Raw genomic sequence first — 25,889 nt, forward strand, 5'->3', positions numbered from 1 at the left:
GTGGGTGGTGAAGTGCCAGCTAAGCCAGATAGTCCAGCGCGGTGAGCGCGAGGGCGGCAGCGCCGTCGTAAATTGCTTGGTTCGCTGCCTCACCGACACAATGGGCCGCGAAACTGGGCTGATGATTGGCTGCCGGGAAGCAGCCCAGACCTATATAGGGGTGGATAGCCGGAACTACCTGCGACACGTTCCCCATGTCGGTGGAGGCGCGGTTCATGGTCGCCTGCTCCGGCGGGGCGTTGAAGTCCCGCCCCAGCGACTCGGCATGCTGGACGTACAGCTTGAGGGCGCGCTGGTCGGTCCGGAACTCGGAGTACGGTTCGGACTCCGGCGTGATCGACAGCTCGCACCCGGATGCCAGGGCGCCGGCTTCGAAGCAGCGATACACGCGCTCCTCCAGCCCTTCGAGGTCCGCCAGCGTTTCCGCCCGGACGTACCAGCGGCCCTCCGTCTTCTCCGGAATGGCGTTTGGCGCTTCTCCCCCGCGGGTCTGGATCCCGTGGACCCGAGTGCCCGACGGCAACTGTTGCCGCAGCAGGCCAAGTGCAACCTGAGCGACGACGAACGCATCGTTCGCGTTGACGCCCATCTCCGGGTACGCGGCCGCGTGCGCCGACTTGCCCTGGAACTCGATGTGGCTGTGCGCGACGGCGTAGGGGCGGGCGTCGGCGGAGTCCACCGGACTGGGATGGGCCATCATGGCCAAGTCCAGCCCCTGGAAAGCTCCGCGCTTCAGCAGCTCGACCTTGCCGCCTCCGCCTTCCTCAGCCGGCGTTCCGTACAGCTCGACGGTGAGGTCGCGCTCTTCCGCGAATTGGGTGAGCGCCGCAGCCGCTCCGCAGGAGATTGCAGTGATGATGTTGTGCCCGCAGGCGTGGCCGAGACCGGGAAGCGCGTCGTACTCCGCCATTAGGCCGACCCGTCGACTGCCTGTGCCGAAGACCGCGCGGATTGCCGTTGGGAACCGGAGGTACTCCTTCTCGACCTCGAAGCCGAAGCTCGTCAGATACTCCGCAGTCCACTGAGCCGCACGGTGTTCCTGCCAGCCCAATTCCGGGTTGGCGTGCAACTGCTCGGAGAGATCAATCAGCTGCTGGTGCTCGGTGGCCACCGTCTCAAGTACGCGGTCGCGCTGGCCCGCATCAACGGAGGCGTCCGCCGTCGTCGGCTCAGCGGTCATCGCCGGGCACTCCGTAACTGACCGAAGCTGCCGGGTCGAGCCCGCGGATCACATAGTCCTCGCGCTGCGGCAACCACACCTCCAGCAGCCGCTCCAGTTCGGCAATCGGGTCCTCGTGCCAGTCCACGCGCAGGTCGGTGTCCCGCCAGCCGTAGCCGGAAACAACCGATAGGCCAGCCGACATCACGGGCCCGGCCTCTCCCCCGGCGGCTTCGGCAGCCTTCAAAGCAGCGAGCAGGCGCTTCTCCAACTCTCCCGTGGCAGCCTCGAAACCGTCACACAGAGCCTGCGCGACGGCGGGGCTCGTCAGCATGTTGCCGGCAGACACACAGTTCCGACCCTTGCCCTCGCCGAAGGTGCCGAGCGTATTGGCTCCGCTGAAGACGGCGGACCCACCGGAGGCATCCAGAACGACGAGCTGTCGGAAATCGATTCCAGGAGCATTCCGGACGACGGCGACCAGCGCCTCCTGGGCGGACGAACCCGCTTCCATACGGTTCAGAAGCTCAACGCCGAGCCGTGGATCGGTGATGTTCTGCGAACTCACCACGCCGACGCCGTCACGCAGGTGCGCACACCGGGCAGCAACCGCGGGTGACGAAGACGAGACAGCAATGCCAAAGCGTCCGTTGCCGTCAGTGGCGGCGATGCTGAACGTCACTTCTCGCCCTCCTGTGTCGAAAGCACAGCGGTCGCGTCGATCTCTACCAGCCACTCGGGCCTGGCCAGTGCCTGTACAACAATGCCCGTCGAGACGGGATACACGCCCTTGAGCCACCGGCCCATGGTGCGGTATACGGTCTCGCGGTAGCGCGGATCGACCAGATACACCGTCACCTTGACGATGTCCTCAAGGCTGCTACCGGCTTCCTTCAGGAGCATGTCGATGTTGGCCATGGCCTTCTCGGTCTGGGCTTCGACGTCGCCGATTCCGATGGACTCCCGTGTGTCCAGATCCTGGCCGATCTGCCCGCGAAGGTAGACAACCCCATTTGCGACGACGGCCTGGCACAGGTCGTTGTCCAGGTTCTGCTCGGGGTAGGTTTCCTTCGTATTGAAGGTACGAATGCGCTGATGCTTCACGTGGTTGCTGCCTCTCCGCTGTAATGGTGCTGTTTCACGGTTACCCCTTCTGATTAGGAAGAGGGGGTCCTGGTTCCAGCTTCCTCCCGCGCACTGAATCTGTCTAACAGTCATTTCCGACATGTTGCATCAGAAGAAGTGTTGAAGGAAGTAGGCTATGGCACATGGATGTCACGCTGACCCAACTGCGCTACTTCGTCGAAGCCGCCGCCCAACAGTCGATGACCGGAGCTGCACTCCGCCTCAACGTTGCACAGTCCGCAGTGTCGGCCGCGGTCTCACAACTGGAAAAGAGCGTCGGCTCGCAGTTCTTCATCCGCCAGCGATCCAAAGGCCTGCTGCTCACACCCGCCGGCGAGCTCTTCCTCCGTGATGCCCAGGCGGTACTCGGGCATCTGGAAGAAGCACTCGACCATGCCAAGGGCGAGCAGCGCAGCGTCGAAGGCCGCATCCGCCTGGTCTGCTTCAGCACTCTGGCGCCCTTCATGCTCCCCGGACTTCTGGGACGACTCCGCACTGATCACCCGCAGTTGGAACTCGAAGTAACCGAAGCCGACGCCACCGGCTGCTCAGCCGCCCTCCTCACCGGCCAGGCCGACCTCGCCCTCTGCTACGACCTCGGCCTCCCGGAAGCGATAGCGGTTACCGCGGTCGACAGCGTTCGCCCGTACCTGGCCCTCCCGCCGGATCACAAGCTCGCCTCACGGAAGGAAGTCTCGCTCTCTGAAGTGGCCGAGGAACCCTTCGTCCTGCTCGACCTCCCGCACAGCCGCGAGCTGATGCTCTCCATCCTGCGCAGCGCGGGCTTCGAGCCCAACGTGCAGTTCCGCTCCGCCAGCTACGAGACAGTGCGCACCTTCGTGGCCAACGGCCACGGCTACTCGATCCTGCACCAGCGCCCGCAGCACGGATTAACGTACGACGGCGGGCACGTCGCCGCCGTGTCGATCAAGGACAAGGTGCCGGAATTGAGCATCGTGCTCGCCCGCCTGAGGACCCAACGCCCAACGGCGCGTATGCGGGCCGTCGCCCAGAGTGTGCGCCAGCAGCGCGCGGCAGCAGGGCAGCCGAAGCAGGCAGCGAAGGAAAAGGCCTAAACCACACCCGCGGCTTGCCCGGAGGAAAGCCGCGCCAAAGCCCGTTCCATCATGTGGCGCTGCCGTGAGCCCGTGACCACATAAGGGTCCAGCATCGACGTCACATGCAGCCCCATCATGATGTTCAGCAGCTCATCGACAATCGAATCGGGATCCACCAAAGGCGGGCATTCGCCGTCGTGCTCTGCTTCCGCAAGGAATCCCATCATCAGGCTCCGCCAGTGCAGCAGCGCATCCCGGCCCACCGCCCGCAGCGACTCCTCGGTCTGCGCGCGCTGCCAGAAGGAAATCGCCACGCGGGCTTCAACCACGGTCAACGGGTCTGCCGGAATGATCTCCAGGCACAAGCCCCGCAGCGCCGCGAGGCCACGGCGCCCCTCGGTACCGGCGTCGATCCGCTCGTTGGTCCGCTCGCAGATCAGCTGGTACGACGCCAGCAGCAAAGCATCCTTGTTCGGAAAGTAGTGGGCCAGGACGCCGGGCGCCGCGTAGCCGCAGTCCCGGGCGATGTCCCGCATACTCGCGTTCTCGATGCCCTGCTCAGCGATCAGCCGCCACGTGGTCTCGATGATCGAACGGCGTCGCTCCTGGTGGTCTACCAAGCGGGGCATGACGCTCACTCCTCTGTTGCTGGTCCTTGGCCGTGTGCACACTACCATCGCGGGGAACGCGGTCAGGCGCGCCCCGCGATGGGCTGTTGGTGGCAGCCGCCCGCGTCGGAATGCCCGACGCCGGGGCCCGCGGCTGAGTTTCCAGCTACGCTCGCGCAATGCCCCGAGGACGACGACGGCACATTCAGCGTGGGATTCGCGTCGAAGAAACCGTGCGGCTTCAGCTTGAAGCCTGTCGTGTCCACGGGCATGATCGGCCAGTCCTCCGGACGCGGGAAGTGGGTCAGCCCGAAGGAGTGCCACACCACGAGGTCCTGGCCATCGATGTCGCGGTCCTGTGCCACGTACGACGGAAGTCCCGCTCCCCCGGGATGCTGGTTCACGAAGTCGCCGGCCGCGTACAGTTCATCCTCCGCATGACGGGTGACCCAGAGGTGGTGGCGGGCGAAGGCGGCACGCGAGGCGATCGAGGAGTCATCCGCCATGGCCAGTGTGGGCCCGCCCTCCGGGTAGAGCGTGTAGCCCACCGGGTGGCCGAGGTGGTTGAGCGACTCCGGATTGCTGATGTGCCACACGCGGCCCTTGGTGCCGTCGGCGTCGCGCACCGCTTCGGACTCACGGGCCAACAGCGTGCGCTTCTGGGTGAAGGCGTTGCCATGCGGATTGCCGGTGCCCTTCGGCAGGCGCACCAGGTCCAGTTCCTCGACACGATTGGCGGCGCCGTCGATCATCATGTCCAGCCGGGCACTGAAGAGGTGCTGGTGGTAGGGCGCTCCGAGGCCCGGAGCGATTTCCGAGGCGTAGGGGTAGTCCCTGTCGGGAAGAGCGGCTGTGAATACGATGCCGGTTGCCTTGGCTTCGAACTCGATGGTGCCGTCGAGGTAGAGGTACCAGTAGAAGCCGTAGTCATAGTTGCCCACGGTGGTGAAGAACGAGACCACGAGGCGGCGGTTGCGGCGGACCTCGTTGGAGTTCGCCCACTCGTCCGTGTGCTTCCAGAGAATACCGGCGTCCTCCTCGTGAATGCAGATGCCGTTCTCGATGGTGCGCGGGTTACCGAAGTCGTCGGCGACGATGGGCGACATGTACGTGATCTCGCCGAGGCAGTCGCAGCCGAGCTTCAGCGAGTTGGCGTCGCGTCCGACCAGGTATTCACCGGAGTCGAAGTAGTTCTGCCAGCTCCGGTACGGCGAGGGGTCTCCGTAGGGAACCACCATTTCCGAGATCGACGCGCGGTGGACCAGCGGGCGCCGTCGTCCATTGTGTGTGTGGTGGAGCTGCTGGAGGACCAGCCCTTCGCGGGCGTCGAAGCCCACCCTCAGGTCCCAGCCTGCCCAGGTGAGGAGGTTGCCCTCGAGCGTGAAACTGGGGCCTTCGGGCTGTGTAATCTCGATCGGCTTCAGATCGGTGCGGAGTTCGCCGTGGATCACCGGCTCTGTGTAGTTGCCGTTCACCTCTGGGACGGCAACGGGGCCGTCGTCGATCAGGTGATCCACCCGGCGGTTTTCCACGTCGACGAACGCTACGAGACCGTCGATGGGATGCGCCCAGGGGTGATCGCCCGCGTGGTCTTGGCGGAAGCCGAGGCCGCGCAGCAGCCGCTTGCCCGTCTCATTCTCGTACTCGAAGACGCCTGCTGACAGCGGTGCCACCCGTACCTGCTCCGGGGTGAGCCCCCGCGCGGCGAGAGAGGCATTCCACTGCGGATCCTTGGCGAGAATCTCCTCGATGAGCTCGAATTCCTCGAGGAGGACCGGGAGTTGGCCGTCGACGGCGGGATTCAGCTCGCGCTGGTCGAGGACTCGGCCGCTGGTCAGTGACAGGCGGACATCCAGGGAGCGCGAAAGGGCGGCGTCCCAGAGCATGACCCGGACGGTGCGGTCCACGTCTTCGTCCTCGACGGCGATCTTCGGGGGCTCTATCAGGCCCAGGTAGGCAAAGCGGGTTGTCTCCGCGACCAGGCCGGCATCCGCGAGGATACGGCGGGCTGCGCGGATCTCCTCGGCGGCGAGCTGATCGAGCGGGTGCTGCGTCACTGCAGCCAGAGTGGGCGTCTCAAGGGTCATGACACTTCCTGAAAGTCGGGTTTTGGTGGTACAACTGTTCAACCAACAGTGCGATGTTACGCACCTCACAGGCTCGTCGTAAAGCCCGCGGGTTAGACCGCCGGAAAGTCAGGAGGGAAATGCACCCGCTCACTCAGTCGCGCCCTGCTCGCCTGCCGACTCGACAAATTCAGGTCATCCTCGCCAGCACCGCGGTAGCGATAAGTGCCGCCGCTCATGCGCTTGCAGCTGTCACCGGACCGGCCGGTCCGATGGCGTGGTGGATGGCAGCGATGACCGTCCTTTGCCTGGCCTGCGCCGCTCCGATGGTGATGGGCCGACGCTGCACCTCGCGCGCCGCCGAACACCTGCTGGGTATGAGCGCCGCCATGATCCTGATCCATCTGATCGTTCTCGCCCTACCTGGGACGGGTTCGCATCACGGAAGTGCCCACGGAGCAGGACCAGCTCACGGTGTAGGGATGCTCGCACTGCTCGGAGTGGAACTCCTGTGCCTGATGCTGGCCTCCACCGCGCTGCGGCTCAGTCACCACAAACCCTCGTCCACACAAACCCGGATGGCAGCACAGCCGCTGTAGTCCATCAACGTCCTTCATTGACCCGACTTCAAGGAGACCCCCGTGAATACCAGCACCATCCTTTCCACCGACTGGCAGAGCCGTGCCGACGCCCTGGCCATTGACGGCCGCGCATTCATCAACGGCCGCCGCGTATCGGCAACCGATCAGCTCACCCGCGCCACCATCAGCCCGGTTGACGGCCGCGCCTTGGCCGACCTCGCGGCGTGCCGCGGTGCCGACGTCGACATTGCGGTCACGGCCGCGCGGCGCGCCTTCCCGTCCTGGTCCCGCAGGGGTGCAGAGCAACGGAAGGAGGTACTGCTTGCAGTCGCCGCCCTGATGGAGCGGCACTCCGACGAATTGGCGCTCCTGGAAACCCTCGACAGCGGCAAGCCCATCCTGCAGACGACGACGGTGGACGTTCCCGGCGCCATCTCCACCCTCCGGTGGTATGCCGAGGCGGCGGACAAGCAGAGCGGTGAGTTGCCGGCCGTCCCTCCCGGAGCCACAGCGTTGGTGACGCGGGAGCCATTGGGCGTGGTGGCCGCCGTCGTGCCCTGGAATTTTCCGCTGGAGATTGCGATCTGGAAGATCGCTCCCGCGCTTGCTGCTGGAAACACCATGGTGCTCAAGCCCGCTGAGCAGACGTCACTGAGCATCCTGCGGGTGGCAGAGCTGGCGGCCGAGGCCGGGCTTCCCGACGGCGTCCTGAACATCATCACGGGTAGCGGCAGGGAGGTGGGTGCTGCGCTGGCCCACCACATGGATGTCGACGCTCTGGCGTTCACCGGGTCAACCGCGGTTTCGCGCACTCTGCTCGAGGCGTCCGGGAAGAGCAACCTGAAGCGTTTGAGCCTTGAGGCCGGAGGTAAAAGCTCCAACATCGTTTTCGCAGATACCGCGGACCTCGCCACGGCGGCCGCCAAAGCCGCTTTCGGCGCCTTCTACAATCAGGGCCAGGTGTGCTCCGCCAACTCGCGCATCCTGGTGCAGCGGGAGATCCACGACGAGTTCGCATCACTGCTGGCCGACGCAGCGGCTGACTATCGAGCAGCGGATCCGCTGGCCGGCCTTGAGGGTAATGGTTCCCTGATCAGCGGCGCACACACGGACGACGTCGAGGGCTGGATTATGCGCGGCCGCACCGACGGCGAGGTACTTTTCGGCGGCGAGCGCCGCGAGATCCGCGGCTCGAACGCTTACCTGGAACCGACCCTGCTGGGCGGCCTACCTGGAAACCATGACGTCCATCGGGAAGAGATCTTCGGCCCCGTGGCGGTGCTGCACGCCTTCGACACGGAGGCTGAAGCGGTGTCGCTCGCCAACGCGACGGACTACGGGCTCGCGGCGTCGGTGTGGACCTCGAACCTGTCACGCGCCCACCGGGTGGCCGGTGACCTGCTCGCCGGCACCGTGTCCGTGAACACTGTTGATGCGCTCGGCAACACCACGCCGTTCGGAGGTTTCAAGCAGTCAGGGTTCGGGCGCGACCTCTCGCTGCACGCCTTCGACAACTACACGGCGCCGAAGACGACATGGATCCAGTTCGACTGACGCCATTCATCTGATGAAGTGATGAAGGTTATCGGTATTCAATGGTGTACGTGATGCAGTTCACAGACCTACGCTTCTGGCAGCACTTGGCGTCTCCGCCGTCCAGCATTCAAGAGGCGCCACACCGTTCTCGCCCGTTTGCGCCGTTGCAAACTTAAGCAAAAGCAAAGGACCGATCATGGATCAGCCAGTAGGCAAAACCCGCCTCGCGGAGGAACAAAGCAAGCATCTGCAGAAATCGCTCGGCCGCTTCGACATCCTGTTGCTGGTTGTCGCTGCAGTCATCTCCGTCGAGGTCCTGGGACAGGTTTCCGGCTTCGGTGGAGAGACCTTCACCTGGACCCTCATCCTGGCTGTGACCTTCATGATTCCCTACGGCCTCATCTTCGCGGAAACCGGCGGAGCATTCACCGAGGAGGGAGGGGTGTACGTCTGGACGAAGATGGCGTTCGGCCGTGTGGTCGCAGCGATCACGTCGCTGTTCACATGGGTCACCCAGCCGGTCTGGGTGGGTGGCGCCATGGCATTCGTCGCGGTGGAAACGTGGTCCGAGTACGTCAGCCACATCGACGCCGGCAGCGTTGGCGACTACATCTTCAAGCTCGTCTTCATCTGGATCACCGTGAGCTCGGCGATCATCAGCCTGAAGCACGGCAAGTGGCTGCCCTCGCTGGGAGCCATCCTCAAGGTCCTCTTCCTGACCTTCTTCATCCTCGTCACCATCGTGTACGGGTTCCAGCACGGGTTCAACGGACTGGATCTCGGGTTCTTCTCCCCCACGCTCGCCGGTTTCCTCGGCGTAACACCATTGCTGCTCTTCTCCTTCCTGGGCTTCGAGTCGGGCAACAGCGCAGCCGGGGAAATGAAGAACCCCGCCAAGGACGTTCCCATTTCTGTCGCCCGTTCCTCTGTGATCGCAGCCGCAAGCTACCTCCTGCCGATCCTTGCCATCCTGCTGGTGGTTCCGGTGGACCAGATCACCGGGATCGGCGGACTGTTTGGTGCGATTGCCACCGTCTACACGGTCTTCGGCCCGGCCGCCGAGGTAATGCTGGCGATCTCCGCGATGGTCTTCTGCTTCGTGCTCGTTTCCCAGGGTGCTGCCTGGATGATCATCAGTGACCGCATGCAGGCCATGGCTGCCGCCGATGGTTCGTTCTTCGGAGGCTTTTTCGGCTACTTCCACCCCAAATTGGGCACGCCCATCCGCGTCAACACGCTGTCCGGTGTAGTGGCGACCCTGTTCATGCTCGCAGCGATGCAGCTGACTGGCACCAGCAGCGCGCTGTTCGGAGTGGTGCTGACCATTGCGATCTCCACGTTCCTGCTCAGCTACCTGCTGGCCATCCCGGCCGCGGTGAAGCTTCGCACCAAGTACCCGACAACCCATCGACCCTTCAAGGTTCCTGTCTCCGATACCGGGTTCAAGGTGCTCGGCACCATCTGCTTCGGCTGGATCCTGGTCGGCTCCTGGGTTGCAATCTTCCCCGGCACCCTCGACGTCCTCTTCGGGCTGGAATACAACTTCGAAGAGATCTGGGGCGTCTCCCAGTTCACCTTCGAAGCGTTCGCCCTCGGCACGCTCGGCTGCATCCTCGCCCTGGGAATCGTGGGGTATGTCCGGGGCAAGAAGGTCCGTGACGCTGTGGCTCCCCGGGACGCGGTGGCCGAGAACGAGCCGTTCACGTCCGGCGTCTGACGTAAGAAACTCCTGCTTAGCGAGACGCTCCGCTCCCACCCCCACGGGAGCGGGGCGTCTTGCATAGCGGCACCGATATTCCCGGCTCTGGCCGAGAGTTCATCGATATTTGTGATCTGCAACAGCTGATTTATCTGCTATGCAGATGATGTCCATCCGGCAAAAATGGAGTGAGACACAAAACTGGCAGTGTCCCACTCAAGACCTTTCGAGCCATCCATTCTCAGGATCGGCAAGCGGCCAACCTTTGAGGTTGTGCCCAAACCAGTCACCACCGCCCAAGTTGAGGAGATCCACATGTCCAACCCCGAGGTTGAGGTCCTCGTTGTAGGCGCAGGCCAAGCCGGCGTCGCGATGAGCGAACATCTGAGCGAGCAGGGAATTCCGCACTTGGTTCTGGAACGACACCGCATTGCCGAGCGGTGGCGCTCCGAACGGTGGGACTCCCTGGTTGCGAACGGGCCAGCCTGGCACGACCGCTTCCCCGGCATGACGTTCTCCGGCGTAGAGCAGGAAGCTTTCGCTTCCAAGGAGCAGGTCGCAGATTACTTCGTCGCCTACGCCGAGAAGATCGGAGCACCGATCCGATGTGGTGTGGAGGTGACGTCCGTGCGCCGGAACGTCGGCGCACCCGGTTTCCAGGTGACGACATCGGCTGGAGACTTCACCGCACGCTATGTGGTGGCTGCTACCGGGCCGTTCCAGCGTCCGGTGATTCCCGCCGTCGTTCCCGACACCGCCGGTCTGGCCCAGATGCACTCCAGCAAGTACCGCAACCCGGACCAGCTGCCCGAGGGTGCAGTGCTTGTGGTGGGAGCCGGATCATCCGGCGTCCAGATTGCCGCCGAGATCCAGCGGTCAGGCCGCCAGGTGTATCTGTCAGTCGGCCCCCACGACCGGCCCCCGCGAAGCTACCGCGGACGGGACTTCTGCTGGTGGCTCGGAGTGCTCAACAAGTGGGAAGCTTCCGCTCCTCCACAGGGCGCGGAGCATGTGACCATCGCGGTGAGCGGGGCCGACGGCGGGAACACCGTCGATTTCCGTACTCTCGCCGACGACGGCATCAAGCTGGTTGGGCGGACCCTGGCGTGCGACCAGGGAAACCTTCGGTTCGCCGAGGATCTTCGGGACAACATCGCTAACGGTGACGCCCACTACCTGGCGCTGCTCGACGAAGCGGACGCCTACGTCGAGCGCAATGGCCTCGATCTCCCGGAGGAGCCGGAGGCACGCATGCTGCACCCGGATCCGGAGAGCGTATCCAACCCCCTCCTCGAACTGGATCTTGCAGATGCCGGCGTCACCACGATCATCTGGGCAACGGGCTTCGCCGTCGACTACAGCTGGCTGGAGGTCGATGCGTTCGACGAGAAGGGTCGACCGCGGCAGCAGCGCGGGGTTTCCAGTGAGCCCGGCATCTACTTCCTTGGGCTGCCCTGGCAGTCACGCCGGGGATCGAGCTTCATCTGGGGCGTGTGGCATGACGCCAAGTATGTCGCTGACCAGATCAGCATTCAGCGCAGCTACCTTACGCACAACGAGCAGTCCGCGGTGGTGGCAGGCCTTTCAGCTTAGTGCGGTGAAAGGCGCCGAATCAGCGGCCGGTCAGGGCTAGTAGTCCTGACCGGCCGCTGCTTTTCCAACTACTCGGCGACAGACGCACCCTTCGCAGCACGGAAGCCGGTTTCAAGGTCCGCAAGGATGTCGTCGATATGCTCGAGCCCCACCGAGAGCCGCACCAGCCCTGGGGCCACTCCGGCCACAGCCTGCTGTTCCGGGGAGAGCTGGCTGTGCGTGGTGGACGCCGGGTGGATGACCAGGGAACGGACGTCTCCGATGTTTGCGACGTGCGAATGCAGTTCGAGCGCGTCCACGAACCGCTTGCCAGCCTCGGCCCCGCCCGCCAGGTTGAACGAGACAATGGCACCGGTCCCCTTGGGTCCGTAGTGACGGCCACGCTCGTACCAGGGGCTTGACGGTAGCCCGGCGTAGGCGACGGATTCGACGTCGTCCCGTGCCTCCAGCCAGCGCGCAACTTCCCCCGCGTTCTCGACGTGGCGTTCCATGCGCAGGCTCAGCGTCTCCAGGCCCTGGGAGATCAGGAAAGCATTGAAGGGCGACACAGCCGAGCCCAGGTCGCGCAGGAGTTGGACGCGCGCCTTGATGATGTAGGACAGGTTGGCACCCAGGGCGCCGCCTTCCCCCAGGTCGCGGCTGTAGACCAGGCCGTTGTAGGTGGGGTCCGGGGTGTTGAAGCCGGGGAAACGCTCCGGGTCATTGCCGAAATCGAACTTGCCGGAATCCACGATGACTCCGGCGATGGCCGTGCCGTGGCCGCCGAGGTACTTGGTCGCGGAGTGGACCACGATGTCCGCGCCCCACTCGAGCGGGCGGATCAGGTACGGCGTCGAAAGTGTGTTGTCCACAATCAGCGGCACCCCTGCCTCATGGGCAGTGCGCGAAACACCCTCGATGTCGAGGACGTCCTGTCGGGGGTTGGAGACAACCTCGGCGAAGAACAGCTTGGTGTTCGGCTGCACGGCGTCGCGCCACTGGTCGAGATTGTCGGGGTCGGCCACGAAGGTGACGGAGATGCCAAACTTCTTCAGCGTGTGCGCAAACAGGTTGTAGGTCCCGCCGTACAGGCTGGGGCTGGCGACGATGTGATCGCCGGCCTCGGCAACATTCAGGACCGCGAAGGTTTCCGCCGCCTGCCCAGAGCTGAGAAGGAGGGCAGCCAGACCGCCCTCCAGGCTCGCGATCCGCTGCTCCACCGCGTCCTGGGTGGGATTACCGATGCGCGTGTAGATGGGCGCCAGCTCAGCCAGCGCGAAGCGGTTCGCAGCGCTCTCGGCGCTGGGGAACACAAAGGACGTGGTCTGGTAGATGGGCAGTGCCCGGGCACCGGTGGTGGCGTCAGGCTCCTGCCCGGCGTGGATCTGGCGTGTTTCGAAGGACCATCCGTTGGACATTCAAGGCTCCTCTACTTTGGGCCCGGCATGCTCGGAGCACCACGGGCCGCGCTTGCCATCCGACCCTTCGCCGGACAGCCAGGTCCTCACCCGGGGCACCCCGCCGCGGATGGAGGGTTGCCGGCCAGCGAGCCGGGGCTTAATGCTGGCGCTCATGACCTGAGGCAAGTGTAGGCAGGCGAACTGTGTTGGGTACCAAGATGACGAAGATGTACCTGTCGCGCGAAGCCCACGTCAGTCGTCCCAAGATCCTTACATGGCGCCCGGGTTAGCTTTTGCTAAGCACGGGGGATGAATCTGGACGGGGGCGCACAGATGTCGCGACTTGTATCCGCGGTTGTGATCGTCTCCCTGCTGGTCGCCGGATACGGGGCTTCGGCTACGGCGTCGGCCGAGCCTCCGAGCGCGACCGGAGCACACGATCACGTTCCGGTGCCGCAAGCTGTCGCCACGGAGGCGGGATCGGAGCCCGAAAAGGCCACCGGAAACCTGACCGTTCAGGCCGTCGCAAATGGGTCGCAGGGGTCCTGGGGCCCGACGATCAGCTTCCCGCTTGTCCCGGCTGCAGCGGCGCTGCTGCCTGACAACAAGCTACTGACCTGGTCCGCCTACTCCCCCACCACGTATGGCGGGGCCCGGGGATACACTCAGACGTCCATTTTGGACCTCACCACCGGCGAGGTGAGCCAGACCCAGGTATCCAACACCGGTCACGACATGTTCTGCCCCGGTACCTCGATGCTGCCGGACGGGCAGATCATGGTCAGCGGGGGCAGCAACAGCACAAAGACCTCGCTGTACAACCCTGCGACGAACACCTGGACCGCGGGGCCGGACATGAAGATCGCCCGCGGATACCAGTCCAACCTGACCACGTCCACCGGCGAGGTGTTTACCATCGGCGGGTCATGGTCCGGCGGCGTCGGCAACAAGCACGGCGAGGTGTGGTCCGCCGCCGACGGCTGGCGAACGCTGCCGCTTGTGCCGTCCGACAGCATCCTGACCAACGATCCTGCCGGCGAATACCGGTCCGACAATCATGCCTGGTTGTTTGCCGCCCCCGGTGGCCGGGTGTTCCACGCCGGGCCGAGCCGGCAGATGAACTGGATCTCCACCACAGGCAATGGCAGCATCAGTTCGGCCGGTCTGCGGTCCGATAGCCCGGACGCCATGAACGGTAACGCCGTGATGTACGACGTCGGAAAGATTCTCACCGTGGGTGGAGCGACCGACTACGCGGGCAGAAATGCCGCGGCGCGGGCGGACACCATCGACATCAATAACGGAGTCACCACGGCCCGAACCTCGGACATGGCCGTCACCCGGACATTCGCGAATGGTGTCGCACTGCCCGATGGCCAGGTGTTGGTGGTAGGCGGTGAGGCCGGTGCTGCTTCGAGGGCCCCAGAAATCTGGAACCCGGCGACCGGACAGTGGACCACGCTCGCCCCGATGGCCACTCCCCGCGCCTATCACAGCGTTGCCCTGCTGCTCCCGGATGGCCAGGTCTTCGTCGGCGGTGGTGGCCTGTGCGGCAATTGCACGACGAATAATTTGAACGGACAGATTTTCACGCCGCCTTACCTGCTGAACGCAGACGGCAGCCCGCGCACCCGGCCGGAAATTGTGTCCGCACCGGCCTCCGGCACGCCCGGCAGCACGATCGCGGTGACCACTGGAGCGCCGACCACAGAGTTCTCCCTGATGCGGATGGGTACGGTGACCCACTCCGTGAACACCGATCAGCGGCGGGTTCCGCTGACCGCGACTGCGGTTTCAGGCACCACTGCCTCGCTGACCTTGCCGGCGGATCCCGGCGTGCTGGTGCCGGGCAATTACCTGCTCTTTGCAGTGGACGGCAACGGTGTGCCCAGCGTCGCCTCGACGATCACGATCGGTTCCCACCAACCGGCTGCCGCTCCCTCCCGCCCGAGCATTGGCAGCGCCGCTGACATTGTGGCGGCCGGGCCGGACGGCGTGCTGTGGAATTACCCGGCCACAGGCCAGGGCGGCTTCCAGCCCCGGCAGAAGATCGGCACCGGCTGGTCCGGGTTGGCGAAGGGGTACGTGACCGACTGGAACAACGACGGCGTCTTCGACATCATCGCGCAATGGAAAAGCGGCCGGCTGAGTTTCTACCCCGGAAATCATAAGGGAGGGTTCGCGCCTGCCCAGGCCATCGGTTCGGGATGGGGCAATTACCACCTGGCCATTGGCCGCTGGCGCACGGCCGACAACTACCCGGGTGTCATTGCCTACGACGCTGCAGGAACTCTCTGGTACTACGGCAACAGCGCCGGACAGGCCTTGAGTCCACGGATCAAGAGCGGTACCGGCTGGGGTGGCCTCTACCTCACCATGGTGGACTTCGATCAGGACGGCAGGCAGGACCTCCTCGCAAAGCGCAGCGACGGCAACCTGCTGCTGTACCGCTCCACGGGAACTGGCACCTTCATCACCGAACCCAGGCGCCTGGTCGGCAACGGGTGGAACGCTGCCGACAGCATCACCACGGTGTCAGCATTCGCCAACGGAAGCCAGGGAGTAATCAGCCGCTTGACCGACGGAAAGCTCGCCCACTACCCCTTCAGCAAGGGCGTTTGGGGGACGCGGACCATCGCCGGCTCAGGCTGGGGCGGCTACAACATCTTCCGGTAAGCTCCCAGGCAGCCACGTAGTCACGCGGGCCGACGGCTTCGTTGGAGGCCGTGTGGTGCTCCAGTCCAGGAAGGCCTGGCCCTGGTCTGTCCCTTCTTTGTCAGTCAGGGCTGCGTTGTTGACACCTTATCCAGCCGTCTTGCCGTAGCGATCAACCTTGGATGTTTGGGGGCAGGTGCATCGCGATTTCCGCGCGCGTCTCGTCGGCGTGGTTCCGCAACGCTGTCTCTACGATTGACTGCGCTTGTAGCGCTTCGAGTTCGGGCCGGAGCACCGCCCATGCCGGGTCGGGGTTGGGTAGTCCGACAGTGAAATGGCTTTCGGCGAATTTGTCGTTTATGCCTTTAACCGTTTTGGTCATACGCGCGGTGGCATCCGCTCGATCAGCGAAGTAGTCAGTACCTAGTAGGTAGTATGCGGGGACCATGTGCACCGTCATCTGCTCCGCGATGACCTCCTCAGGCGTAAGATCTCCGCCAATCCTGGTCTCGTAGACGGCGACAGGGAGGATGAAAGCCTTGAGTGGGGCCTCCTGCCTGCTCCGAAGTTTGACTACAACGTCCTGGCGATAGGCTCCGGGCTTTTGCGGAACGGCCGGGAACTCAACCAACAGATCTACTTCCGTCTCGCCTTGAAGCTCATTGAGGAAAAGTCTCTGGCCGCCGGCGAACGTGCCGTTTCGTTCGAACTCATTCTCATCCGCCATGGACAGATGTTTTGACTGATAGCAGTCATACGACGTGATTCGGGATGAGATGCGCTGATTGATTGCTTCGAAGGAATGGGTTGCCTGAGTGTGGTCTTGGGAGAAGAGCACGAGTTCTATCGATTTGTCCGCGACCAAGAGGCGGTAGCCGAGCTGGACCTTCGAAACTTCAGCGCGCCGCGCTACTGAGAACTTGAAGGTCTTCTCGAACATCTGGCTGTATAGCTGCGCGGGATACGTTTTGTTCGGGTTGGTGGCGAAGTGCTTGAGAAAACCCAGATCCACAGTGGTGGTGTCGCCAGCGGGTTTTGGCCCCGTGGATCCAATTGGTCGGAAAAAAGGATCTGACAGTTGCACGAATTCTGAGGCCAGGGGAACAGAGCCCAACAACTGGAATTGCGCCCTGAGTGCGCTGAAACGTGCCATACCGGATCCGCGTATAACTGCATCGACGAGGGGTGCATGGACGGTGCGGGCTGCAGCCAGAGCCACTGCTGGGTCCTTCGCACGCGCCTCGTCATATACTCCTCCCCAAGCCTCCCAAGGAAGGTAGTTTCGCTTCAGCACTTTGGTGAAGCCGTCCCAATACGGCATAAAACTCGACACGCCGGTAACGGGGTCGACAGCTCCGAGTACGATACCCGTCGGAACCTCTTCTGCCCCCGTCGGGTTCTGCAGTTGACCGCCGTTGTTGATTCCAGCAGCTGGATCGGCGATTAAGATTGACGATCGCCACTTGTTCACGAAGGCACCAAGACCCACGGCGATGGATGCCATCTTGGCCCTGTCGTACCCGGTGGAGCGGAACGCAGGCTCAATCGCTGCGGCAACGGCGATCCGGTCGGTCAAGGCTCCCAGCAAGACGTCGAAGTAGTGGCCGGGATCCCAAATCTCGCCCTGCAGATTCTGAGCGGGTTCGCGGTAGTTCACTGCGGCACCAGCCGCCTCACTCATGAAAGGTGCTGCCGCAGCGTCGATCCAATGTCCGATGTGTGGGTGATAGCCATATACGTCACGAAGGAATGCAATGTTGGCCTTTCCCGTTTCCAACATGGTCAGGATGGCCCCGTCCAGGGCCGCAGCACGGTCCATGAGATTGTCAATCACCATCGGATCGCGGGAGATTCTCACATTCGTCAATTCGTTACGGGCCTGGATGGTGGCTACACGCCAATCGATGGCTTCGCTGCTTAGACCCCTCCGCTCCTCGGCAGCCAGGTATCCGTAGATTTGTTCTATGCGTTCACCGATCTTCCGTAACGCGGCTTGGGTAGGATCCTCTTGAGGTCCGAAAAGTCCGAGCTTGCCTAAGAGGTCGACCACCGCGCCGGCCGCTCCAACAATCGAGATGATCCCGCCGACTGTGTTGATAGCTCCCCCGATGACGTTATAGAGCGTCTCGACCTCAGAATCAGTGAATTTCAGATACTGAAGGCCCTTTTTCAGGGCAGGATAGTCCTCCTCGATCTTCGGAAGAACGATGTCAATAAGGTCAACATCTGCTGACTTGCCACCGTTGCCGTAGAACTCGAGACCTCCAGCGGATTCCCGCTCGGATTCCAGCAGGGCGTCCCCAACGGCGAACGGCCGAATGCTGGCCGCCTTTGTCGATTTCATTGCTACTCCCATCACTAGGCTCTCGGCTTACCACCGGGAACAGGCAGGCGCAAGAGTTTATTGGCCGCGGTGGAGCGTGGGGCATCCGTGACAGTCACCGGCCGATGCTGACCAGCGGAGCCGCGTGAGCGAACGGTTTTGGCAGCGAACGACAGATCAGTAGTGTGACGAAAGTGAGTGAGATCCGCATCGGCACCTCCGGGTGGAGCTATGACCACTGGAACGGCGTCTGCTACCCGCACGGCACGCCGCCGGCGAAGCGGCTGGACCACTACAAGGCGCGGTTCGACACGGTCGAGCTCAACGCCAGTTTCTATCGCTGGCCGCGCGATACAACGTTCGCCGGGTGGCGACGTCGTCTTCCTCACGGATTCGCTCTGTCAGTCAAAGCACCGCGCGGGCTGACACATGGGAAGAAGCTGTACTCCCCCGAGGTCTGGATCGAGCGGATCGCCCGCTGCTGGCATGAGCTCGGTGACCGCCGCGCCGTCCTGCTCGTCCAGCTCCCGCCGGCCATGGCACGCGACGACGCCCGCCTGGACTACTTCCTGTCCCGCGTGCCGTGGTGGATCCGTGTGGCAGTCGAGTTCCGCCACCCGAGCTGGGACGACGACGCCGTCTACGCGATGCTCGAACGGCACGGAGCCGCGTACTGCATTATGAGCGGAGCCGGGTTGCCCTGCGTCCTGAGGGCGACGGCGCCGTTCGTGTACGTGCGGCTGCACGGGCCGGACCACGGCTATCTGTATGCGGGCTCATACTCGGACACGGACCTGCGCTGGTGGGCGGACCGGATCCTGGAATGGCACGGTGCCGGCCGGGACGTCTACGTGTACTTCAACAACGACGGCGGCGGGCACGCCGTGCGGAACGCGGAGACCCTACGGGGACTGGTCGGGATCGGGTGACCCTGGGCGACGGACCGGAACCGGTAACTCATAACGTGCGGTGGACACCCTTCGGCATGATCCGCCACACGGCGGAGGAACGGCTTAGACTCGCTGACATTGGACACTCGGGGGAGGACTTACTGGCATGCCGCACCACCACGGATCGAAGAAGCACACTTGCACGGTTCACACCAGCGATGTTGTCGGGCGCCTCGACCCGCTCATGCCGGGCATCGATGAGGTGGATACGCCAATCCAGCCCGCCGAGTTGGCGGAGTTGATCACCGTCGAAGCCGAGGACGAACCCGAGATCGAGGGTCACGGCTGGCTGGTGGAGTGGGACGATGCGGTTGGCATTCTGGTCCACCCAGATCGGGATGACATAGAGACCTTGCTGGGAGAACAGCCCGGGGTCCGCTCAGCGGTGCAGCTCGACCGTGAGGTTCTCGTGGTCAGCGCACCCGAGCTGTGTGCCGACGGGATGCAGGCCGCCGTCATGCTGGCCGTCGCCGCAGCTAACGAGCGCGTCCACGAGCCCGCCCCCGCTCATCAATCAGCCGACGACGGCGGCCCTGCCCCCGCTACGGCGGCCGCGACGCAGGCCGCTAGTTCTACTGCAGAAGACGACGACGCCTCCCGGCTGGTCACCGGAGATGCGCGTTGCGAAGGCCGCACCGTTCAGCTGTGGGTCAACCAGGACGGAATTCTCATCCTGCCGGCACAGACGATTCCACACGGCGCACTGGACCCCAGTGACAACCCCCATTTCCAGCGTGCCAAACTCACCTCTGACCGTGCCGCCCGCTTGGCCGAGCAGCATGCGGGGAACTGGATCCCCTACCCTTACCTGGGCCAGCTCCAATTGCGCCGCCCAGGACTGCTGAGGCGCCGCTGGAAAGCGAAGATCACCGAGCGAAGTGGCACCTCGATCTCGGTGACCTGGCAAGGAACCCGCCCGCACGCCCTCCTGCTGTGGGGATACGTCGTCGCGAAATGCGGGATCGGTAAGGTGAACGGCCTTCCCTGAGCCTTCGATGCTAGGCGCGCTCGCGCGTTCCACCGAGGGTCCCAGTGCCCGCGAGATTGCGTCAGCGGCCGCAACGGTCTGCGGCGCGAACTGCTGGTGTCCAGCAGGCGGTCCGCGCGCACTTCCCCTTACGAACGACTACAGTCGGTGCGACGACCACCCGAAGCACATGACAGCGGGAATCTTTCTCCGTCATTCCTTGAGAGGATCCCATCGTGGTATTCATGGTTCGCGGACGCACCGTCCTGATCACCGGCGCCGCAATGGGGATGGGCAAGCTGTATGCCGACCGTGCCGTCGCTGAAGGTGCTGCCGCCGTCGTGCTGTGGGATATTGACGGATCCGCCCTTCAGAACGTCGCGGCGGGCCTTGAGTCCAGCGCGACGGCCGTTCACACCTACGTGGTCGATGTAGCCTCGGTGGAGTCCATCACCACCGCCGCGGAGTCGGTGATGAACGACGTCGGTGTGCCCGATGTCATCATCAACAACGCCGGGATTGTGCGCGGGAAATACTTCTGGGAGCACGACCACCACTCGGACATAGACCTCACCCTCCGCATCAACACCGGCGGGCCCATGCACGTCACGCGCGTGTTCCTGCCGTCGATGATGGAACGCGGAGCCCCGGCGCGCATCCTGAACGTCGCCTCTGCATCCGGCACACTCTCGGTCCCCCGCATGAGCGTGTACGCGGCATCGAAGTGGGCGGTGATCGGCTGGAGTGATTCCTTGCGCCTCGAGTTGAGTTCCACCGGTCACCCAATCGCCGTCACTACCCTCATCCCCAGCTACATCAAGACCGGAATGTTCGAGGGAGCACGCGGCCCCCTGCTGACCCCGCTCATGGAACCGGAGTACGTGGTGGACAAGGCCTGGCGGGCAACCCTCGCAGGCAAGGCGCGTGTTCAACTGCCGTGGACCGTGCAGCTCGGCGGAGTCCTTCGCAACGTCCTGCCGCAACCGGTCTGGGACCTCATCGCTGCCCGGGTCTTCAAGGTGTATAGCTCGATGGACCGCTTCTCCGGACGTCCGAATCCCCCAGTCCAGAAGGATGGCAGCCGATGAGCGCCGCAGCGCTCCTGTCGGACCTACGCCGGTACTTCCACACCGGCGTCACCCGGCCGGCCGAATGGCGACGGGGGCAGCTTGAAGCTCTCCTGCGAATGCTCGCCGAACGTGAGGACGAGCTCACCGGCGCCTTGGAGGTGGACCTCGGAAAGAGCCGGACGGAGGGGTTCCTCTCGGAGATCGCCATCGTCCGCGCGGAAGCGGTTTACGCCCTGAGACACGTTGACCGCTGGATGGTGCCGGAAAAGGTCGCCGTTCCGGTTGGCTTGCGTCCGGCCCGTGCCTGGTCGCAAGCTCGCCCGCTGGGCGTCGTGCTGATCATCGGGCCCTGGAACTATCCGCTCCAGTTGATCCTGGCGCCTTTCGCCGGCGCGCTCGCTGCCGGGAATGCAGCTGTCCTCAAGCCCAGCGAACTGGCTCCGGCGACCTCCCGGGTACTCGCCCATCTCATTCCGCAGTACCTCGACCCATCGGCAGTAGCCGTCGCCGAGGGCGGAGTAGACGTGAGCACCGACCTGCTCGCGCAGCCGTTTGACCACATTTTTTATACGGGCGGCGAGCGCGTAGGGAAAATCGTCATGAATGCCGCAGCCGAACATCTGACGCCGGTGACCCTCGAGCTGGGAGGCAAGTCCCCCGCCGTCGTCCTCAGCGGTGACCTCCGGGCCACAGCCCGGCGCATCGTCTACGGCAAGTTCATGAATGCCGCCCAGACCTGCGTGGCACCGGACTACATCCTGACGACGCCGGCCGCCGCTCCTGCGTTGGCGCAGGCACTCGCGGACGCCGTCCGGGATTTCTATGGAAGTGATCCGCGAACCTCCGGCGACTACGGGCGGATCATCAACGAGCACCACTTCGACCGGCTTGTGGGACTCATGGCGGGCGGCACCGTCGTCTCCGGGGGAAGGCACGAGCGATCCGAGCGGTACATCGAGCCGACTGTTCTGCGCGACGTCGACCCCGGTTCCGCACTCATGCAGGAAGAGATCTTCGGCCCGCTCCTGCCGATCCTCGAGGTGGACGACCTCGACGACGCGATTCGGTTCATCGGCGAGCGCCCCCATCCGCTCGCCGCATATCTCTTCAGCGACCGAAAGAAACACCTCCAGACCTTCACCGAGCGGGTCCAGGCCGGGGGCATCGCCCACAATGTCTGCACCATCCAGTTAGCGGTACCGGGGCTGCCCTTCGGCGGCGTCGGCGCGAGCGGCACCGGCAGCTACCACGGCCGTCAGTCCTTCGACACGTTCAGCCATGTGCAGCCGGTTTTCTCCAAGCCCACAGCAGTGGACACCCTTCGGCTTGCCTACCCGCCCTTCGGGTGCATCAAGAGGAAGCTGCTGCGCAGGCTTCTCTGAATGAGCAGGCTCGGGCGTTCGTTGAGAGACATCCTTACTCAACTCGATACGTGCTGAGTCGCACGCGTAGAATATAGGCCCGGTGAGAGGCAGTCATGGGGATCACGGAATCGGTCGAACTCGGGCGCGAAGCATACGAACGCAGCGCCTGGGAGGACACGTACAAGCTGTTGTCGAAGGCGGACACCTCGTCCTCTCTGGAAGGGGCGGATCTCGAACGTCTTGCGTTTGCTGCCTACCTGACAGGTCGGGATGACGTTGCCGTCGAGAATCTGGAACGGGCTTATCAGGCGTATCTGGAGCGGGAGGAGATCAGCCGATCCGTGCGATGTGCCTTCTGGCTCGGAATCACGCTGGTGCTGGGCGGTGAGCACGCACGCGGTGGAGGATGGCTGGGCCGGGCACAACGGCTGGTCGAGGAAAGGATGCCGGATTCGGTTGAAGAGGGATACCTTCTGATACCTGCCGGTCTGCAGGCCCTGGGCAGCGGTGATCCTGCTGCCGCCCATGAAACGTTCGGCAAAGCCACGGTTATCGCCAAAAAATTCAACGACGCCGACCTCATCGCTCTCGGTCAGCTCGGCGTCGGCCAGTCGCTGGTTGCCCTGGGCGAACCCGGAGAGGGCGTCGCACTGCTCGATGAGGCAATGCTCTGTGTGACCACCGGGGAGGTGTCGCCAGTCGCTGCAGGAATTGTCTATTGTGCCGTGATCCTGGCCTGCAGGGATATTTTCGATCTGGGACGGGCCGAGGAGTGGACGGCGGCACTCAGCCGCTGGTGCGCAAAGCAGCAAGGCCTCCGACCGTACCGGGGACAGTGCATGGTGCATCGCTCGGAGATCATGCAATTGCACGGCCAGTGGGCGGACGCAATGACTGAAGTTCTTCAAGCCTGTGACCATTTCTCGACGCAGCAGACCGGGCAGCCTGCGATGGGAATGGCGCACTACCAGCGCGCAGAGATCCTCCGACTGCGCGGCAAATATGCTGAAGCGGAGGACGCCTACCGCCAGGCTTCCGCTCTGGGGCACCCAGTGCACCCGGGGATGGCCCTGCTGCGGTTGGCCCAGGGCAACGTCAGCGATGCGTATGCGGCGATCCGCCGGGTGGTGTCAGGTACCGAAGGCCCGGTTGGACAACCCAAGGTCCTTGCAGCGCTCGTCCCGATTGCGCTGGCGGCAGATGATACTGACACTGCCCGATCGGCCGTCGCTGAGCTGGATGAGGTTTCCGGACGCTTCCGCTCCCCTTACTTGCAGGCAATGGCAGGGTCGGCACGCGGAACTGTGCAGCTCCACGACGGCGAATACACCGCCGCCTGCGCCACCCTGCTGCAAGCCCGGGCTGCTTGGCAGGACGTGGATGCGCCCTACGAAGCGGCGCGTCTTCGCGTTCTCATGGCCCGCGCGTACCAGGCACTTGGCGATGATGACACCGCGGAGCTGGAACTCGATGCAGCGGGCCACGTCTTCGAACAGCTCGGCGCGGAACCCGACCTGATCGAAATTTCAGCGGTATCGCATCGTGCCGCCACACACGCCTCCGGTGGACTGAGCAGACGGGAAGTGGAGGTCATCCGTCTCGTCGCGACCGGCGCGACCAATCGCCAAATCGCGCAGACGTTGGTGATCAGCGAAAAAACCGTCGCCCGTCACATCAGCAACATCTTCAACAAGCTCGGGCTGTCATCACGGACTGCTGCAGCAGCTTATGCGTACGCCCACGGGCTCGTGTAACGCTCGCAACCGCACCAGCGGATGCCTCCCGTCGGCGTGAGCGCCGGGTCGCCTACACATAATGACCCATTCCATTCGCACGCCCTCTTTGGGCTATATCTCCGATGTGCCTGCCTGCGTCCGAGTGAGACCCTCAATCATAAGGAATACTTCGAGCACAACAGGTGAGAAGAATGAGCAGTGTTGGCAAGCAGGATGAACCTCTCCACGGCAACCATCCCCAAAACAGTGAGGTACGACGACGGCTGGCCGCCGCTATGCCGCTGGCTGAAAGCATCCGGCAGATCAACGGCGTCTCCACCGCTGTTTTCGAGGGCGGCCAGGGTTCACCCATGGTCCTCCTGCACGGCATCGGAGAGTTCGCTGCCGTGTGGCAACCCGTGATATCTGAGCTGATGAAAAAACACCATCTCGTGGTTCCCGATCTGCCGGGACAGGGTGCCTCCGAAGTCACCGGCGAGTTTCCCGATGCAGAGGGTGTGCTCCGGTGGCTCGATGAACTTATACGCCAAACGTGTGATTCACCGCCCGTGCTTGTGGGTCACCTACTGGGCGGCGCCATCGCTGCAAGGTACGCGGTCGAACATGGGGACCGTATCTCCCGGTTGGTTCTCGTAGACACCCTGGGACTGGAGTGGTACCGGCCCTCGCTGAAGTTTGCAGTTCCGATGATGGGTTTCATTGCTCGGCCCTCTACCAAAAGCCAGGACCGATTCTTCGACAAGTGCTTCTTCGATCGGGACCAGGTCCGGAGCGAAACCGGCGAAAATTGGCAGCCGCTCATGGACTATGCACTCGATCGTGCCCGCACCCCGAGTGTTCAGGCGGCAGTACGCCAGCTCGTGCGCACGCTGGGAATGCCGTCGATACGGTCGGAGGATTTGTCCAGCATCCACGTTCCGACGACGCTCATTCACGGGCGGTATGACCTGCAGGTGCGTCTAAAGACAGCTGAGCAGGCCGCTGCCCGTTACGGCTGGAAACTGCACGTGATCGAAGAATGCCGTGACGATCCCGCCATCGAACAGTCCTCGGCCTTCATCGACGCCCTGCACAGCGCATTGGACCCTTCGTAACGGCCCCCCGAAGCCGCAACACCAACACACTCATCTCAAAGGAGGAACTCACCATGACTGCCAACCCACGAACCGGCCCACCGGTCCAGGAAGCCTGGGACCTTATTGCACCGGCGTTCGACGAATATGTAACCCCTGAGAACATCGCCTGCGGACAAGAGGTGATCCGCAGGGCCAATCTTGGACCGGGCACTGCATTTCTGGACGTCGCCGCCGGCAGCGGCGCCCTGAGCATCCCGGCCGCCCGGTTGGGCGGGGACGTCCTCGCCGTCGACATCTCACCGGCCATGATCGAACATCTCGTCCAACGCGCACGGTCGGAATCGTTGCCGAATCTGCACGCCCGCGTGATGGACGGCCGCGACCTTGACCTCGCCGATGACACATTCGACGTCGCCGCATCACAGCACGGGGTATCCATCTTCCCTGACCTGATGCGCGGACTGCTCGAGCTGCGGCGAGTCACCAAACCCGGCGGACAGGTGATTGTCGCGGCTTTCGGCGACCTGCGGAAAGCCGAATTCCTCGGTTTCTTCCTGAGCGCCGTTCAGGCGGCGGCACCGGGGATCCCGTCCTTGCAGGCGGATCCTCCCCCGTTGCCATTTCAGTTGGCGGATCCCAACGTCTTCCGCGACAAGCTCGCAGAAACGGGCCTGTCCGAGGTTGCTGTGGAAACGATCACCTGGGACATGCAGATCGGGTCGGCTCAAGACCTTTGGAACACCGTCACATCGAGCAACCCGATTGGAGCAGGCGTTAACGCAAGTCTGTCCAACCAGGAACGCTCGGATGCGATCCAAATACTGGCTGGCATGCTGCGTGAGCGATCTGCCGGCCAACCGGGAGCCGTCCTCCATACAGAGATCAACATCGGTACTGCGCGGAAGTGAATAGGTCGAGGGGCTGACCGACCAAGCCAGCGGACC

Annotated in this window: 20 protein-coding genes and 1 riboswitch; of the genes, 13 read left to right on the forward strand and 7 right to left on the reverse strand. The window is 63.7% G+C overall.

What is annotated here, in order from left to right:
- Positions 1-19 precede the first annotated feature (19 nt).
- The 3 genes from AC4D2M_RS04340 to AC4D2M_RS04350 are packed head-to-tail and all read right to left on the reverse strand — an operon-like array spanning position 20 to position 2,263.
- Positions 20-1,180 carry a M20 family metallopeptidase gene (locus tag AC4D2M_RS04340; RefSeq protein WP_490890271.1) on the reverse strand — a complete coding sequence of 387 codons (1,161 nt, stop codon included), beginning with the start codon at positions 1,178-1,180 and terminating at the stop codon, positions 20-22.
- Positions 1,170-1,841: a DUF1028 domain-containing protein gene (locus tag AC4D2M_RS04345; RefSeq protein WP_490890273.1), complete on the reverse strand. Its 672-nt coding sequence runs from the start codon at positions 1,839-1,841 to the stop codon at positions 1,170-1,172. Before AC4D2M_RS04345 ends, AC4D2M_RS04340 begins: the two co-directional genes overlap by 11 nt.
- Positions 1,838-2,263, reverse strand: coding sequence for a RidA family protein (locus AC4D2M_RS04350; protein ID WP_490890275.1), 426 nt, complete (start codon positions 2,261-2,263; stop codon positions 1,838-1,840). Before AC4D2M_RS04350 ends, AC4D2M_RS04345 begins: the two co-directional genes overlap by 4 nt.
- A gap of 164 nt (positions 2,264-2,427) precedes the next feature.
- On the opposite strand from AC4D2M_RS04350, the gene AC4D2M_RS04355 reads away from it, so the two are divergent.
- Positions 2,428-3,360, forward strand: a complete 933-nt coding sequence (locus AC4D2M_RS04355) for a LysR substrate-binding domain-containing protein (RefSeq protein ID WP_490890276.1) — start codon at positions 2,428-2,430, stop codon at positions 3,358-3,360.
- Here the strand turns inward: AC4D2M_RS04355 and AC4D2M_RS04360 are convergent.
- Together AC4D2M_RS04360 and AC4D2M_RS04365 are read right to left on the reverse strand one after the other, a co-directional pair.
- Positions 3,357-3,971: a TetR/AcrR family transcriptional regulator gene (locus AC4D2M_RS04360; RefSeq protein ID WP_490890278.1), complete on the reverse strand. Its 615-nt coding sequence runs from the start codon at positions 3,969-3,971 to the stop codon at positions 3,357-3,359. The genes AC4D2M_RS04355 and AC4D2M_RS04360 overlap by 4 nt on opposite strands.
- A gap of 62 nt (positions 3,972-4,033) precedes the next feature.
- The gene (locus tag AC4D2M_RS04365) at positions 4,034-6,037 is read right to left on the reverse strand and encodes a primary-amine oxidase (protein ID WP_490890280.1); all 2,004 of its coding nucleotides are present in this window, start codon (positions 6,035-6,037) and stop codon (positions 4,034-4,036) included.
- 119 nt (positions 6,038-6,156) lie between these two features.
- Here AC4D2M_RS04365 and AC4D2M_RS04370 point away from each other — a divergent pair, with 119 nt between their 5' ends.
- From AC4D2M_RS04370 to AC4D2M_RS04385, 4 genes are all read left to right on the forward strand, one after another.
- A complete protein-coding gene (locus AC4D2M_RS04370; RefSeq protein ID WP_490890282.1) occupies positions 6,157-6,615 on the forward strand; it encodes a hypothetical protein in 459 nt (152 codons plus the stop codon).
- 42 nt (positions 6,616-6,657) lie between these two features.
- Complete coding sequence (locus AC4D2M_RS04375) at positions 6,658-8,151, forward strand: aldehyde dehydrogenase family protein (protein WP_490890284.1); 1,494 nt, start codon at positions 6,658-6,660, stop codon at positions 8,149-8,151.
- A gap of 178 nt (positions 8,152-8,329) precedes the next feature.
- A complete protein-coding gene (locus AC4D2M_RS04380) occupies positions 8,330-9,850 on the forward strand; it encodes an APC family permease (protein WP_490890286.1) in 1,521 nt (506 codons plus the stop codon).
- 297 nt (positions 9,851-10,147) lie between these two features.
- Positions 10,148-11,425 carry a flavin-containing monooxygenase gene (locus AC4D2M_RS04385; protein WP_490890288.1) on the forward strand — a complete coding sequence of 426 codons (1,278 nt, stop codon included), beginning with the start codon at positions 10,148-10,150 and terminating at the stop codon, positions 11,423-11,425.
- Between the two features lie 68 nt (positions 11,426-11,493).
- On the opposite strand, the gene AC4D2M_RS04390 is transcribed toward AC4D2M_RS04385, so the two are convergent.
- Complete coding sequence (locus AC4D2M_RS04390) at positions 11,494-12,822, reverse strand: bifunctional o-acetylhomoserine/o-acetylserine sulfhydrylase (protein ID WP_490890290.1); 1,329 nt, start codon at positions 12,820-12,822, stop codon at positions 11,494-11,496.
- Positions 12,823-12,865: 43 nt separating this feature from the next.
- A riboswitch (SAM riboswitch) is annotated at positions 12,866-12,982 on the reverse strand.
- 131 nt (positions 12,983-13,113) lie between these two features.
- Here AC4D2M_RS04390 and AC4D2M_RS04395 point away from each other — a divergent pair.
- Complete coding sequence (locus AC4D2M_RS04395) at positions 13,114-15,480, forward strand: galactose oxidase-like domain-containing protein (RefSeq protein WP_490890291.1); 2,367 nt, start codon at positions 13,114-13,116, stop codon at positions 15,478-15,480.
- 151 nt (positions 15,481-15,631) lie between these two features.
- Here AC4D2M_RS04395 and AC4D2M_RS04400 read toward each other — a convergent pair whose 3' ends face one another.
- Positions 15,632-17,803 carry a hypothetical protein gene (locus tag AC4D2M_RS04400; RefSeq protein WP_490890293.1) on the reverse strand — a complete coding sequence of 724 codons (2,172 nt, stop codon included), beginning with the start codon at positions 17,801-17,803 and terminating at the stop codon, positions 15,632-15,634.
- A 173-nt stretch (positions 17,804-17,976) separates the two neighbouring features.
- Between AC4D2M_RS04400 and AC4D2M_RS04405 the strand changes: the two genes are divergently transcribed.
- The 7 genes from AC4D2M_RS04405 to AC4D2M_RS04435 all read left to right on the forward strand — a co-directional run bounded on the left by AC4D2M_RS04405 (position 17,977) and on the right by AC4D2M_RS04435 (position 25,853).
- Positions 17,977-18,711, forward strand: a complete 735-nt coding sequence (locus AC4D2M_RS04405) for a DUF72 domain-containing protein (RefSeq protein WP_490890295.1) — start codon at positions 17,977-17,979, stop codon at positions 18,709-18,711.
- Between the two features lie 127 nt (positions 18,712-18,838).
- Positions 18,839-19,720 carry a hypothetical protein gene (locus tag AC4D2M_RS04410; protein WP_490890297.1) on the forward strand — a complete coding sequence of 294 codons (882 nt, stop codon included), beginning with the start codon at positions 18,839-18,841 and terminating at the stop codon, positions 19,718-19,720.
- A gap of 224 nt (positions 19,721-19,944) precedes the next feature.
- The gene (locus AC4D2M_RS04415; RefSeq protein ID WP_490890436.1) at positions 19,945-20,787 is read left to right on the forward strand and encodes an SDR family NAD(P)-dependent oxidoreductase; all 843 of its coding nucleotides are present in this window, start codon (positions 19,945-19,947) and stop codon (positions 20,785-20,787) included.
- The gene (locus tag AC4D2M_RS04420; RefSeq protein ID WP_490890298.1) at positions 20,784-22,151 is read left to right on the forward strand and encodes an aldehyde dehydrogenase family protein; all 1,368 of its coding nucleotides are present in this window, start codon (positions 20,784-20,786) and stop codon (positions 22,149-22,151) included. Before AC4D2M_RS04415 ends, AC4D2M_RS04420 begins: the two co-directional genes overlap by 4 nt.
- A gap of 95 nt (positions 22,152-22,246) precedes the next feature.
- Positions 22,247-23,887: a helix-turn-helix transcriptional regulator gene (locus tag AC4D2M_RS04425; RefSeq protein ID WP_490890301.1), complete on the forward strand. Its 1,641-nt coding sequence runs from the start codon at positions 22,247-22,249 to the stop codon at positions 23,885-23,887.
- Between the two features lie 173 nt (positions 23,888-24,060).
- Positions 24,061-24,963: an alpha/beta fold hydrolase gene (locus AC4D2M_RS04430; protein WP_490890303.1), complete on the forward strand. Its 903-nt coding sequence runs from the start codon at positions 24,061-24,063 to the stop codon at positions 24,961-24,963.
- A gap of 53 nt (positions 24,964-25,016) precedes the next feature.
- On the forward strand, positions 25,017-25,853 hold the full coding sequence (locus AC4D2M_RS04435; RefSeq protein ID WP_490890304.1) for a class I SAM-dependent methyltransferase: 837 nt from the start codon (positions 25,017-25,019) through the stop codon (positions 25,851-25,853).
- Positions 25,854-25,889 lie beyond the last annotated feature (36 nt).

It is taken from the genome of Arthrobacter sp. TJ-270 (assembly GCF_058269075.1).